This is a genomic window from Streptomyces sp. NPDC058000 (assembly GCF_042886435.1).
Taxonomy (GTDB): Bacteria; Actinomycetota; Actinomycetes; order Streptomycetales; family Streptomycetaceae; genus Streptomyces.
On the sequence record NZ_JBHVQS010000020.1, the window covers coordinates 18,388 to 30,125 of the forward strand.

Consider the following 11,738-nt stretch of genomic DNA (forward strand, 5'->3'; position numbering starts at 1 on the left):
ATGCACGTCCTCGTGGTGCACAACCGCTACGCCTCGGCGCAGCCGAGCGGGGAGAACAAGGTCGTCGACCAGGAGGTGGAGCTGTTGCGCGCGGCCGGCCACCGGGTCGAGGTGTTCGAGCGGCGCAGCGACGACATCGCCGCCCGGTCCCTGCTGGGCAAGGCCGCGGTGCCGCTGCTGGTGCCGTGGAACCCGGCGGTCCGCGCGGAACTCGCCGCCCGGCTCCGTGCCGAGCGGCCGGACGTGGTGCACGTCCACAACGTCTTCCCGCTCCTGTCGCCGGCGGTGCTGGCCGCCTGCGCCGACGCCGACGTGCCCGCCGTCGCCACGCTGCACAACTACACCCAGGTCTGCCCGCCCGGCACGCTGCAGCGGGACGGCCGACCGTGCACCGAGTGCGTCGGGTCGGCGCCGCTGCCCGCCGTCCGGCACGGCTGCTACCGGGGCTCCCGCCTTGCGACGGTGCCGCTCGCGGTCAGCCTGTCGGTCAACCGGCGACGGTGGTGGTCCGGCGTGGAGCGGTTCTTCTGCATCTCCGCGGCGCAGCGCGACGTCCTGGTGCGGGCCGGCATGCCGGCCGAGCGGCTGGCGGTGAAGCACAACTTCGTGCCCGAACCGGACGTCCGCCGATCGGGCGCCGGCGAGCATCTGCTCTATCTCGGCCGGCTCGCGGAGGCCAAGGGCGTGCGGCTGCTCATGGCCGCGTGGGACGAGATCGCGGCGAGCGGCGGGGTGGGCGTGCCACTCGTGATCGCCGGCACGGGGCCGCTGGAGCGAGAGGTGACCGCCTGGGCGGAGGCCCGGGACGACGTGCGGTACGTCGGCCTGTACGACACGGCTCAGTGCCGCCAGGCCATCGCGCGCTCGGTCGCCGTGGTGGCTCCCTCGACGTGGCTGGAGGCGTTCGGCCTGGTGGTCGTCGAGGCGATGGCGGCGGGGGTCCCGACCGTCGCCGCCGGTCACGGCGCCTTCGTCGAACTCGTCGAGGACGGGGTGACCGGGCTGCTGCACCGGCCGGGCGAGCCCGCCGCGCTCGCGTCCTGCATACGCCGGATCGCGGCCGAGCCGGCTCGCAACCGGGAGATGGGCCGGGCGGCCCGGCGCCGTTACGAGCGGGGTTTCAGCCCGGCCGTCGGCCTTGAACGCCTGGTGGATGCGTACCGCACCGCGATCGCGGGGCGGGCGGAATCAATGGGGGGATGTAGATGACACGATGCCGACTCTGCGGCTCGGAAGCGATGGCGAGCGTCGTCGATCTTGGGGCGACGCCACCATGTGAGAGCTTTCTCGCCGCGGACCAACTGGACGAGGCGGAGCCGGCGTACCCGCTGCACCTGCGGGTCTGCACCGACTGCTGGCTGGCGCAGATCCCTCCGCTGATCACGCCGGAGGAGACGTTCACTCAGTACGCGTACTTCTCCTCCTACTCGACGTCCTGGGTGGAGCACGCGCGCACGTTCGTCGCCGACGCCGTGCAGCGCCTCGCTCTCGACTCCGTGGAGAAGGAAGCCTTCGTGGTCGAGGTCGCGAGCAACGACGGTTATCTGCTGAGGCACTTGGTGGACCGGGGGATCCGCTGCCTGGGCATCGAGCCGTCGGTGAACGTCGGCGCCGCGGCGCGGGACGCGGGCGTGCCCACGCTCACGGAGTTCCTGGCCCCGGACACCGGCTCGGCCGTCCGCGCCGAGCACGGCCCGGCGGACCTGGTCGTGGCCAACAACGTCTACGCGCACATCCCCGACGTGGTCGGGTTCACCCAGGGGCTGCGCGCCCTGGTCGCCGACGACGGCTGGGTCTCCATCGAGGTACAGCACCTGCTGACGCTGATCGAGGAGAACCAGTACGACACGATCTACCACGAGCACTTCCAGTACTACACGGTCGCGTCCGCGACCCGGGCGCTGGCGAGCGGTGGACTCGCGCTCGTGGACGTCGAGTTGCTGCCCACGCACGGCGGCTCCATCCGGCTGTGGGCCCGGCCGGCCGAGGTGGCCGGGGAACCGACGAATGGGGTATCCCCTGCTCAAGCGAAGCCGAGAGCTTGGGGAAAGGTGGCCGACGTGCTGGCCCGGGAGAAGGCCGCCGGGCTGCAGGAGCTGTCCGGGTACACCGAGTTCTCCGCCCGGGTGGCCAAGGTGCGCCGGGACCTCCTGCGGTTCCTCGTCGAGGCGGCCGAGCGCGGCGAGACGGTCGTCGGCTACGGCGCCCCGGGCAAGGGCAACACCCTGCTCAACCACTGCGGCATCCGGCCCGACCTGCTCCCGTACACCGTCGACCGCAACCCCTACAAGCACGGCAGGTTCACCCCGGGCACCCGCATCCCGATCCTGCCGCCCGAGCAGATGGCCGCCGACAAACCGGACTACGTCCTCGTCCTCCCGTGGAACCTGCGGGCCGAGCTGGTCGAGCAACTGTCCTTCGTGCACGACTGGGGCGGCCGACTGGTCTTTCCCATCCCGGAACTGAGCATTGTCGAGGTCGCGTCTTGAAAGAGGTCACAGCATGAAGGTCGTTCTGTTCTGCGGCGGTTACGGGCTGCGTATGCGCAGCGGAGCCGCCGACGACATGCCCAAGCCGATGGCGATGGTCGGCCCGCGGCCACTGATCTGGCACGTCATGCGCTACTACGCGTACTTCGGGCACACGGAGTTCATCCTGTGCCTCGGGTACGGGGCGCACCACATCAAGAACTTCTTCCTCAACTACGAGGAGACGACGTCCAACGACTTCGTGCTGCGGGGCGGGCGGACCGAGCTGCTGTCCACCGACATCGCCTCCTGGACGATCACGTTCGCGCAGACCGGCGTCGAGTCGCCGATCGGGGAACGGCTGCGCCGGGTGCGGCACCATCTGGACGGCGACGAGATGTTCCTCGCCAACTACGCCGACGTGCTCACCGACGCTCCCCTGCCGGAGATGATCGACTCCTTCGCCCGGCGCGACGCCGGTGCGTCGATGATGGTGGTGCCGCCGCAGTCCTCGTTCCACTGCGTGGACCTGGGCGAGGACGGCCTGGTAGGGGGCATCACCGCGGTGAGCGAACTGCCGCTGTGGGAGAACGGCGGCTACTTCGTGCTCCGCCAGGAGGTCTTCGACCACATACCGGAGAACGGGGACCTGGTCGCTGACGGATGCGCCCAACTCGCCAAGCGCGGACGGTTGGTGGCACACCAGCACCGCGGCTTCTGGAAGCCGACCGACACCGTGAAGGAGCGGGCCGCGCTCGACGCCGCCTACGCCCGGGGCGACCGCCCGTGGGCCGTGTGGGAACGGGGCGGCGCTGGGGCGAGCGCGACCGGCAGCAGGGACTGCGCCGGAGCGAGGGCGTGATCCGGCTCGGGGCCGAGCGCCTGGAGCGGATCGTCGCGGTGGGCGCGCACTGCGACGACATCGCCATCGGCGCCGGCGGCACGCTGCTCACGATGTGCCTCGCGCGGCCGGGTATCCGCATCGACGCGCTGGTGCTCTCCGGCGGTGGCAGCGAGCGGGAGCACGAGGAGCAGGCCGCGCTCGCCGCCTTCTGCCCGGGCGCCGAACTGCACCTGACCGTGGACAAGTTGCCGGACGGCCGACTGCCCGTGCACTGGGACGAGGCCAAGGCCGCGGTCGAGGAGCTGCGCGCGGGGACCGAACCGGATCTCGTGCTGGCCCCGCGCACCGATGACGCGCACCAGGACCACCGCGGCCTGGCGCAGCTGGTGCCCACCGCGTTCCGCGACCACCTGGTGCTCGGCTACGAGATCGTCAAGTGGGACGGCGATCTCGGCCGTCCGACGGCGTACCAGCCACTGTCGCCCGAGACCGCCGAACAGAAGGTGCGGCTGCTCCAGGAGCACTACCCCTCGCAGCGGCACCGGCCCTGGTACGACCGGGAGGCATTCCTGGGCCTCGCCCGCATCCGCGGCATCGAATGCCACGCGCGCTACGCCGAGGCGTTCGCCGTCACCAAACTCACTCTCGACCTGGGGGAATGAACCTTGCGCGTACTGCTGACCGGACACCAGGGCTACCTGGGCACCGTAATGGCCCCGGTCCTCACGGCCGCCGGGCACGAAGTCGTCGGCCTTGACGCCGGCCTGTTCGCCGACTGCGTCCTTGGCCCGACGCCCGCGGACCCGCAGGGGCACCGGGTGGACCTGCGCGACACCACGACCGAACACGTGGCCGGGGTGGACGCCGTGATCCACCTGGCCGCACTGTCCAACGACCCGTTGGGATCGCTGGCGCCGGAGCTCACCTACGACATCAACCACCACGCGTCCGTACGCCTTGCCCGACTGGCCCGCGACGCCGGAGTGCGGCGCTTCCTGTACGCGTCGACCTGCTCGGTCTACGGCGCCGCCGGCGGCAGCGGCTCGGCGAACTTGGTCACCGAGGACGCCCCGCTGCGCCCGGTGACGCCGTACGCGGAGTCCAAGGTGCGGGTGGAGGACGACTTGCACGCGCTGTCCGACGGCGACTTCAGCCCGGTGTACATGCGCAACGCCACCGCCTTCGGCTTCTCACCCCGGCTGCGCGCCGACATCGTGCTGAACAACCTGGTGGGCCACGCGCTCCTGTCCGGCGAGGTACTGGTGCTCTCCGACGGCACCCCCTGGCGCCCGCTGGTGCACGCCGCCGATATCGCCCGGGCCTTCGCGGCCGCGCTAGTCGCACCGCGCGAAGCGGTGCACGACCGGGCGTTCAACATCGGCAGCGAGACCAACAACGTCACGGTCGCCGAGATCGCCGAGCAGGTCGCCGAGGCGGTGTCCGGCGCGCAGGTGAAGATCACCGGGGAGAACGGCGCGGATCCGCGCTCGTACCGGGTGGACTTCTCCCGGTTCCGCACGGCGATCCCCGGCTTCGACTGCGAGTGGACGGTGGAGCAGGGCGCGCTCGAACTCGCCGACGCCTACCGGAAGTACGGGCTTACAAAGGAGGACTTCGAGCGACGCTTCACCCGGCTGGCCGTGCTGCGCGCGGCGTCCGACGCCGGTGCCGTCGACGACACCCTGCGGCGGCGCCGATGACCGAGCTCGGCGAAGAGATGCACGCGCTGGTGCAGCGGCTGTACCCGCTGTGCCGGAGCATCACCGGCGACGGTGTGCGCGCCACCCTGGACATCGTCGGTGAGTACGTCCCGCTGCAGGTGCACGAGGTGCCGACCGGGACGCAGGTGCTCGACTGGACGGTGCCGCAGGAGTGGAACATCCGGGACGCGTACATCGCCGACACCACCGGCAGCCGCGTCGTCGACTTCGCCGCGTCCAGCCTGCACGTGCTCGGCTACAGCGTCCCGGTGTCGGCGACCATGCCGCTGGCCGAGCTTCGCGCGCACCTGCACACCCTGCCGGACCACCCGGCCTGGGTGCCGTACCGCACCAGCTACTACCAGCCGGAATGGGGGTTCTGCCTGGCCCAGGAGACCTTGGACGCGCTGCCGGACGGCGAGTACGAGGTCCGCATCGACTCCACACTCGCGGACGGCCACCTCACCTATGCCGAGCACGTGGTCCCCGGGCAGGTCCCGGACGAGGTGATCGTCTCCTGCCACGTCTGCCATCCGTCGCTGGCCAACGACAACCTGGCCGGCATCGCGGTGGCGACGTTCCTGGCCCGGGCGCTGGCGGAGCGGACGCCGTACTACACCTACCGGTTCATCTACGCGCCCGGCACCATCGGGGCGATCACCTGGCTGGCCCGCAACGCGGAGCATATCGACCGGGTCAAGCACGGCCTGGTGCTGGCCTGCGCCGGCGACCCGGGCCGGCTGACGTACAAGCAGAGCAGGCGCGGCGACGCGGAGATCGACCGGGTGATGCGGCACGTGCTGACCACGACCGAACGCCCGCACCACGTCGCCGAGTTCACTCCCTACGGCTACGACGAGCGGCAGTACTGTTCGCCCGGGTTCGATCTCGGCGTGGGCTCGCTCAGCCGGACCCCGTACGCCGGCTACCCCGAGTACCACACCTCGGCGGACAATCCGGACTTCGTCTCCCCGGAGGCGATGGCGGACACGCTCGCCGTCTGCCGTGAGGCGTTCGCCGTCCTGGACCGCAACCGGCGGTACCTCAACCTCAGCCCCTACGGCGAGCCGCAGTTGGGCCGACGCGGGCTGTACGACGCGCTCGGCGGCCGCAGCGACACCAAGCAGGCCCAGATGGCCATGCTCTGGGTGCTCAACCTCTCCGACGGTGAGCACAGTCTGCTGGACGTCGCCGAACGGTCCGCGCTGCCGTTCGACACCGTCGCCGCCGCGGCCGACGCCCTGTACGGCGCCGGGCTGATCAAGGCATGACGCCGATGACCATCGAGGGCGAGAATCCGCAGACCATGGCGCCACCGGCCCGGTCCGCCCGGCGGGCCGTAGCCGGCAGGCTGTCCTGGGGGCTGGCCGACCAGGCGGCCTCCAGCTTGTCCAACTTCGTGGTGGGGGTCTACGTGGCCCGCTCGCTGGGGGTGGCCGCGTTCGGCGTCTTCAGCCTGGCCTGGGTGACCTACGGCGTGGTGCTCAACGTCTCCCGCGGCCTTGCCACCGACCCGCTCGTGGTGCGCTTCAGCGGCGTGCCGGCCGCGTCCTGGCGCGCCGCGGTGGCCCGGTCGTCGGGTACCGCGCTCGGCCTCGGTTCCGCCCTCGGCGCGGCGTGCCTGTTGGTCGGGCTTGCTCTCGGCGGCCCCGTGGGGCCCGCGTTCGCCTGCCTCGGCGTCGTGCTGCCGGCGCTGCTGCTGCAGGACGCCTGGCGGTTCGCGTTCTTCGCCGCCGGCACCGGGCGGAAGGCGTTCGTCAACGACCTGGTGTGGGGCGTCGCGCTCGTCCCGGCCATGGTGGTGGCAGCCCGTGTGGGCAGCGTGGCCGCCTTCGTGCTCGCCTGGGGCGGGTCCGCCGCGGTCGCCGCCGGGTACGGCTGCCTCCAGTCAGGCATCCGGCCCCGGGTGTCGCGAGCGCGCGGCTGGCTGCGCGAGCAGCGCGACCTCGGCTACCGGTACCTGGTCGAGAACGTCGCCCTCAGCGGCGCGAGCCAGCTCCGGGCGTACGGGCTCGGCGCGATGGTCGGGGTCGGCGCGGTGGGTGCGGTCCGGGGCGCCGAGCTCCTGCTCGGCCCGTTCCTCGCGGTGCTGATGGGGCTTTCACTGGTCACCGTCCCGGAGGCGGCACGGGTGCTGCGGCGGGCCCCGCACCGCCTCGGCGCGTTCTGCCTCCTGCTGGGCGGCGGGCAGGCCGCCGCCGCGCTGCTCTGGGGCGGGGCGCTGCTGCTGATGCCGGACCGGCTCGGCGAGCTCGTGCTCGGCGGCGTATGGCCCTCCGCCTCGCAGCTCATCGTCCCGGTCACGTTCGCCGTCGCGGGCGCCGGCCTCGGCACCGGCGCGGCAGCCGGGCTGCGCGCACTCGCCGCCGCCCGGCGCAGCCTGCGCTGCCAGCTGTTCGCCTCGGCCTGTTACGTCAGCGGCGGGCTCGGCGGGGCGGCCGTCGCCGGCACCGTCGGCTCGGCCTGGGGCGTCGCCGCCGCGACCGTCAGCGGCTCGGCCGTGTGGTGGCTGCAACTGCGGTCCGCCCTGCGCGAGCACCACCACAACCCCACCCCCGAAGTGAGGACTTCATGACCGCCCACCCCAGGCTGAGCATCGGCCTGCCCGTCTACAACGGCGAGGAGTACCTGGCCGAGTCGCTCGACGCCCTGCTCGGCCAGACCTACGAGGACTTCGAGCTGGTCGTCTCCGACAACGCCTCGACTGACGGGACTCAGGACATCTGCCGCAAGTACGCCGCACGGGACTCACGCATCCGGTACCTCCGGCTGCCCCGGAACATCGGCGCCGCGCCGAACCACAACTACGTGTTCACCGAGTGCCGCGGCGAGCTGTTCAAGTGGGCCTCGCACGACGACCTCTACGCCCGGGACTTGCTGAAGCGCTGCGTGGCGGCGCTGGACGAGCGTCCGGACGTCGTCCTCGCGCACTCCGGCCAGGCGGTCATCGACGGCGACGGCCAGGTGAAGGTCCCGTACGAGTACGGGATCGCCACCGACTCGCCGCACCCGCCGGAGCGCTTCCGCAGTTTCCTGTTCGAGCCCGGTGGCGACGACTTCTACGGGGTGATGCGGGCCGAGGTGCTGCGCCGGGTGAAGCCGCACGACAGCTACCACCACGCGGACCGCACGTTCGTCGCCGAGATCGTCCTGCGCGGGCCCTTCCACCAGGTGCCGGAGCTGCTGTACTTCCGCCGCGACCACCCCACCCGCGCCGAGCGGGCGAACCCGGGCAAGCGCGCCCGGTGCGTCAACCTGGACCCGCGCCGGGCGGGCCCGCTGCACCCGACGCCCCGGCTGCTCGCCGAGTACCTGTGGGGCTTCGCCGCGTTGATCCGGCGGGCGCCGTTGTCCCGGGCCGACCGGCGCGAATGCTACCGCCACCTGACCGCGTGGATGACCAGCCGGGTCCGGCCGGGCGCCGGCGAGCGGGTCGAGGACCGCGCCCCGGTCGACCCGGCCCTGCTCACCGTCTCCGTCGACGCCCTCGTCGCCGGACGTGAGGGAAGGCAGGCATGACGTCTGACAGGGAAACTCCCGTGCGCGTGGGGGTGTTCGGCCTGCTCGGCTCCGGCAACCTCGGCAACGACGGATCGCTGGAGGCCGTGCTCGGCTACCTCCGCGCCGAGCACCCGGACGCAGCTGTGGACGCCCTGTGCGGCGGGCCCGAGGTCGTCTCGGCGCGGTACGGGATTCCCGCGACGCGGCTGCACTGGTACCGCGGGGAGTACCGGACCGCGTCACGTGCGGGCGCGGTCGCGGGGAAGGGTCTGGGCAAACTCGTCGACGTCCTCCGCACCGCTGCCTGGGTGCGCCGGCACGACGTGGTGATCGTGCCGGGCATGGGCGTCCTGGAGGCCACGCTGCCGCTGCGGCCGTGGGGCTTCCCGTACTCGCTGTTCCTGCTCTGTGCGAGCGGCCGGCTGTTCGGCACCCGGGTCGCGCTGGTCAGCGTCGGCGCCGCCGCAATCGGCAACCGGCCGACCCGGGCCCTGGTGCGCTGGTCGGCGCGGCTCGCCACGTACCGCTCGTACCGGGACGCCCAGTCCCGCGACGCGATGCGGGCGATGGGCGTGGACACCGCGCGCGACGCGGTCTACCCGGACCTGGCATTCGCCCTGCCGACGCCGGAGGCGAGCGCCGCCTCGGACGCGCCGAGCCCGGTCTGCGTCGGCGTCATGGACTTCCGCGGCGGCAACGACGACCGTGCCCGAGCCGAGGAGATCCACCGCCGCTACCTGGACGGCACAACGCGCTTCGTGCGCGCGCTCGTCGAGGACGGCAGGCCGGTCCGGCTCCTGACGGGCGACGGGTGCGATGCGCCGGTGGTCGCCGCGATCCTCGACGCGGTGGACTCGCCGCTGGTCACCGCCGCCGAGGCGGCCTCGCTGGCCGACCTGATGAAGGAGATGGCCGCCGCCGACACCGCGGTGGCGATCCGCTACCACAACCTGATCTGCGCGCTGAAGACCGGCACGCCGGTGCTCGCACTCAGCTATGCGGCGAAGAGCGACGCGCTCATGGACCGGATGGGGCTCGGCGCATACTGCCACTCGGCTCGCGAGGTCGACGCCGACCGGCTGCTCGAACAGTTCCGGGCGCTGGAGAAGCGATCGGCGGAGCTACGGCAGACGCTCACCGAGAAGAACCTGACCGCCGCCCGGCAACTCGACTGCCAGTTCACCGACTTGACCACCGCGCTGTTCTCGGCGGCCGACCACACCTACGCCCACGCCACGCGGGAGGCTCCATGCAAGCGACCGAAGTCCCGGCGATAGCCGGCGCTTACCTCTTCCAACCGACGCCGTACGCCGACGAGCGCGGCTTCTTCTGCCGCACCTTCGACGCCGACGTGGTCCGCTCGGTGGGCCTCGACCCGGACGCCTTTGTCCAGGACAGCGTTTCCCGCTCGGTCCGGGGCGTGCTGCGCGGCCTGCACCTGCGCTCCGGCGCCGGCGAGGCCAAATTGGTCCGGTGCTCGTACGGGAGGATCTTCGACGTCGTCGTGGATCTGCGGACGGACTCGCCGACCTACCGCAACGTGGCCTCCTTCGAGCTGTCCGGCGAGACGCAGACGGCCCTGTACATCCCAGCGGGGTGTGCGCACGGCTTCCAGGCGCTGACCGAAACCGCCGACACCTCGTACCGGATCGACCGCCCGCACGATCCGGCCGATGACGTGACGATCGCCTTCGACGACCCGGAGCTCGCCATCCCCTGGCCGCTGCCGGCCACATCGATGTCCCAGCGGGACCGGCAGGCGCCGAGCCTCGCCGAGGTCCTTCAGCAAATGGAGAGTTGAGGTAGGCGTGGCCACCGAAGAGACCGAAGACACCGAAGAGTTCCGTCTGCCCCGGTCGCGGCAGGCGAACGAGCGGCTGCACGACATGATCCCCGGGGGCGCGCACACCTACGCCAAAGGCGACGACCAGTACCCCGAGGACCTGGCACCGGTCATCAGCCACGGCCGCGGTGCCCACGTATGGGACATCGACGGCAACCGCTACATCGAGTACGGCTCCGGCCTGCGGTCGGTCAGCCTCGGCCACGGCCACCCACGCGTGATCGAGGCGGTGCGGCGGGAACTCGACCGCGGCAGCAACTTCGTCCGGCCGTCCATCGTGGAGGTCGAGGCCGCGGAACGCTTCCTGGCCACGGTGCCCACCGCCGAGATGGTGAAGTTCGCGAAGAACGGCTCCGACGCCACCACCGCCGCGGTGCGCCTCGCCCGCGCCGCCACCGGGCGCCCGCGGGTGGCCATCTGCGGCGACCATCCGTTCTTCTCCGTCGACGACTGGTTCATCGGCACCACGCCGATGTCGGCTGGTATTCCGGCCGCGACCACCGAGCTCACCGTGTCATTCCCTTACGGGGACCTGACCGCCACGGAGGAGTTGCTGACCCGCCATCAGGGCGAGATCGCCTGCCTGATCCTCGAACCTGCCACCCACACCGAGCCTTCCCCGAACTCTCAACCCCTCCCCCAGCCTTCGGCCGGGAGGAGCCCCCGGAGCAGTGGAGACCCCACTCCCGGGTACCTCGCCGGCCTGCGCGAGCTGGCCGACCGGCACGGCTGCGTACTGATCTTCGACGAGATGATCACCGGCTTCCGCTGGTCCGAGGCAGGCGCCCAGGGCCTGTACGGCGTCGTCCCCGACCTCTCCACGTTCGGCAAGGCGCTGGGCAACGGGTTCGCCGTCTCCGCGCTGGCCGGGCGTCGCGACCTGATGGAGCGGGGCGGGCTGCGTCACTCGCGCGACCGGGTGTTCCTGCTGTCCACCACGCACGGTGCGGAAACGCACTCCCTGGCCGCCGCGATGGCCGTGCAGACCACCTACGTCGAGGAGGGCGTCACCGCGCAACTGCACGCCCTCGGCGAGCGGTTGACCGCCGGTGTCCGTGACGCCGCGGCGAGCATGGGCGTCGGCGACCACATCGCCGTCCGGGGCCGGGCCAGCAACCTGGTCTTCGCCACCCTCGACGAGAACCGGCAGCCGTCGCAGCAGTACCGCACCCTGTTCCTGCGCCGGCTCCTCGCGGGCGGAGTGCTGGCCCCGTCGTTCGTGGTGAGCAGCGCGCTCGACGACGCCGACATCGATCGCACCGTCGAGGTGGTGGCCCAGGCATGTGCGGTGTACCGGAAGGCACTGGACGCCGCCGACCCCACGCCGTGGATGGGTGGGCGCCCGGTGAAGCCCGTATTCCGCCGTTCGGCATGACGTGACG

11 protein-coding genes are annotated in these 11,738 nt (G+C 71.9%); all 11 read left to right on the plus strand.

From position 1 onward, the window contains the following. The 11 genes from ACFVT2_RS20545 to ACFVT2_RS20595 all read left to right on the plus strand — a co-directional run bounded on the left by ACFVT2_RS20545 (position 1) and on the right by ACFVT2_RS20595 (position 11,731). Positions 1-1,209, plus strand: a complete 1,209-nt coding sequence (locus ACFVT2_RS20545) for a glycosyltransferase (RefSeq protein WP_390019711.1) — start codon at positions 1-3, stop codon at positions 1,207-1,209. Continuing rightward, complete coding sequence (locus ACFVT2_RS20550; RefSeq protein ID WP_390019713.1) at positions 1,206-2,489, plus strand: class I SAM-dependent methyltransferase; 1,284 nt, start codon at positions 1,206-1,208, stop codon at positions 2,487-2,489. The genes ACFVT2_RS20545 and ACFVT2_RS20550 overlap by 4 nt, the downstream gene beginning before the upstream one ends. Before the next feature lie 13 nt (positions 2,490-2,502). Next, complete coding sequence (locus tag ACFVT2_RS20555) at positions 2,503-3,330, plus strand: glucose-1-phosphate cytidylyltransferase (protein ID WP_390019716.1); 828 nt, start codon at positions 2,503-2,505, stop codon at positions 3,328-3,330. Beyond that, positions 3,327-3,974 (plus strand): PIG-L deacetylase family protein, encoded by a 648-nt coding sequence (locus tag ACFVT2_RS20560; RefSeq protein WP_390019719.1) that lies wholly within the window; start codon positions 3,327-3,329, stop codon positions 3,972-3,974. Before ACFVT2_RS20555 ends, ACFVT2_RS20560 begins: the two co-directional genes overlap by 4 nt. A gap of 3 nt (positions 3,975-3,977) precedes the next feature. After that, the gene (locus tag ACFVT2_RS20565) at positions 3,978-5,012 is read left to right on the plus strand and encodes an NAD-dependent epimerase/dehydratase family protein (RefSeq protein WP_390019721.1); all 1,035 of its coding nucleotides are present in this window, start codon (positions 3,978-3,980) and stop codon (positions 5,010-5,012) included. Beyond that, entirely contained in the window at positions 5,009-6,283 is a 1,275-nt protein-coding gene (locus ACFVT2_RS20570; RefSeq protein WP_390019724.1) for a DUF4910 domain-containing protein, read from the plus strand. The genes ACFVT2_RS20565 and ACFVT2_RS20570 overlap by 4 nt, the downstream gene beginning before the upstream one ends. Positions 6,284-6,288: 5 nt before the next feature. Continuing rightward, on the plus strand, positions 6,289-7,587 hold the full coding sequence (locus ACFVT2_RS20575; RefSeq protein ID WP_390019960.1) for a hypothetical protein: 1,299 nt from the start codon (positions 6,289-6,291) through the stop codon (positions 7,585-7,587). Continuing rightward, on the plus strand, positions 7,584-8,531 hold the full coding sequence (locus ACFVT2_RS20580; protein WP_390019726.1) for a glycosyltransferase family 2 protein: 948 nt from the start codon (positions 7,584-7,586) through the stop codon (positions 8,529-8,531). Before ACFVT2_RS20575 ends, ACFVT2_RS20580 begins: the two co-directional genes overlap by 4 nt. Next, positions 8,528-9,790 carry a polysaccharide pyruvyl transferase family protein gene (locus ACFVT2_RS20585; protein WP_390019728.1) on the plus strand — a complete coding sequence of 421 codons (1,263 nt, stop codon included), beginning with the start codon at positions 8,528-8,530 and terminating at the stop codon, positions 9,788-9,790. Before ACFVT2_RS20580 ends, ACFVT2_RS20585 begins: the two co-directional genes overlap by 4 nt. Beyond that, positions 9,763-10,314 carry a dTDP-4-dehydrorhamnose 3,5-epimerase gene (rfbC, locus tag ACFVT2_RS20590; protein WP_390019730.1) on the plus strand — a complete coding sequence of 184 codons (552 nt, stop codon included), beginning with the start codon at positions 9,763-9,765 and terminating at the stop codon, positions 10,312-10,314. The genes ACFVT2_RS20585 and rfbC overlap by 28 nt, the downstream gene beginning before the upstream one ends. Positions 10,315-10,399: 85 nt before the next feature. After that, positions 10,400-11,731, plus strand: coding sequence for a glutamate-1-semialdehyde 2,1-aminomutase (locus ACFVT2_RS20595; RefSeq protein ID WP_390019962.1), 1,332 nt, complete (start codon positions 10,400-10,402; stop codon positions 11,729-11,731). The last annotated feature ends 7 nt before the right edge of the window (positions 11,732-11,738 follow it).

Excerpts from the sequence above, each read along its gene's own strand:
- ACFVT2_RS20545 (WP_390019711.1), top strand. The coding sequence starts at position 1 with ATGCACGTCCTCGTGGTGCACAACCGCTACGCCTCGGCGCAGCCGAGC.
- ACFVT2_RS20550 (WP_390019713.1), top strand. The coding sequence starts at position 1,206 with ATGACACGATGCCGACTCTGCGGCTCGGAAGCGATGGCGAGCGTCGTC.
- ACFVT2_RS20555 (WP_390019716.1), top strand. The coding sequence starts at position 2,503 with ATGAAGGTCGTTCTGTTCTGCGGCGGTTACGGGCTGCGTATGCGCAGC.
- ACFVT2_RS20570 (WP_390019724.1), top strand. The coding sequence starts at position 5,009 with ATGACCGAGCTCGGCGAAGAGATGCACGCGCTGGTGCAGCGGCTGTAC.
- ACFVT2_RS20575 (WP_390019960.1), top strand. The coding sequence starts at position 6,289 with ATGACCATCGAGGGCGAGAATCCGCAGACCATGGCGCCACCGGCCCGG.
- ACFVT2_RS20580 (WP_390019726.1), top strand. The coding sequence starts at position 7,584 with ATGACCGCCCACCCCAGGCTGAGCATCGGCCTGCCCGTCTACAACGGC.
- ACFVT2_RS20585 (WP_390019728.1), top strand. The coding sequence starts at position 8,528 with ATGACGTCTGACAGGGAAACTCCCGTGCGCGTGGGGGTGTTCGGCCTG.
- rfbC (WP_390019730.1), top strand. The coding sequence starts at position 9,763 with ATGCAAGCGACCGAAGTCCCGGCGATAGCCGGCGCTTACCTCTTCCAA.
- ACFVT2_RS20595 (WP_390019962.1), top strand. The coding sequence starts at position 10,400 with ATGATCCCCGGGGGCGCGCACACCTACGCCAAAGGCGACGACCAGTAC.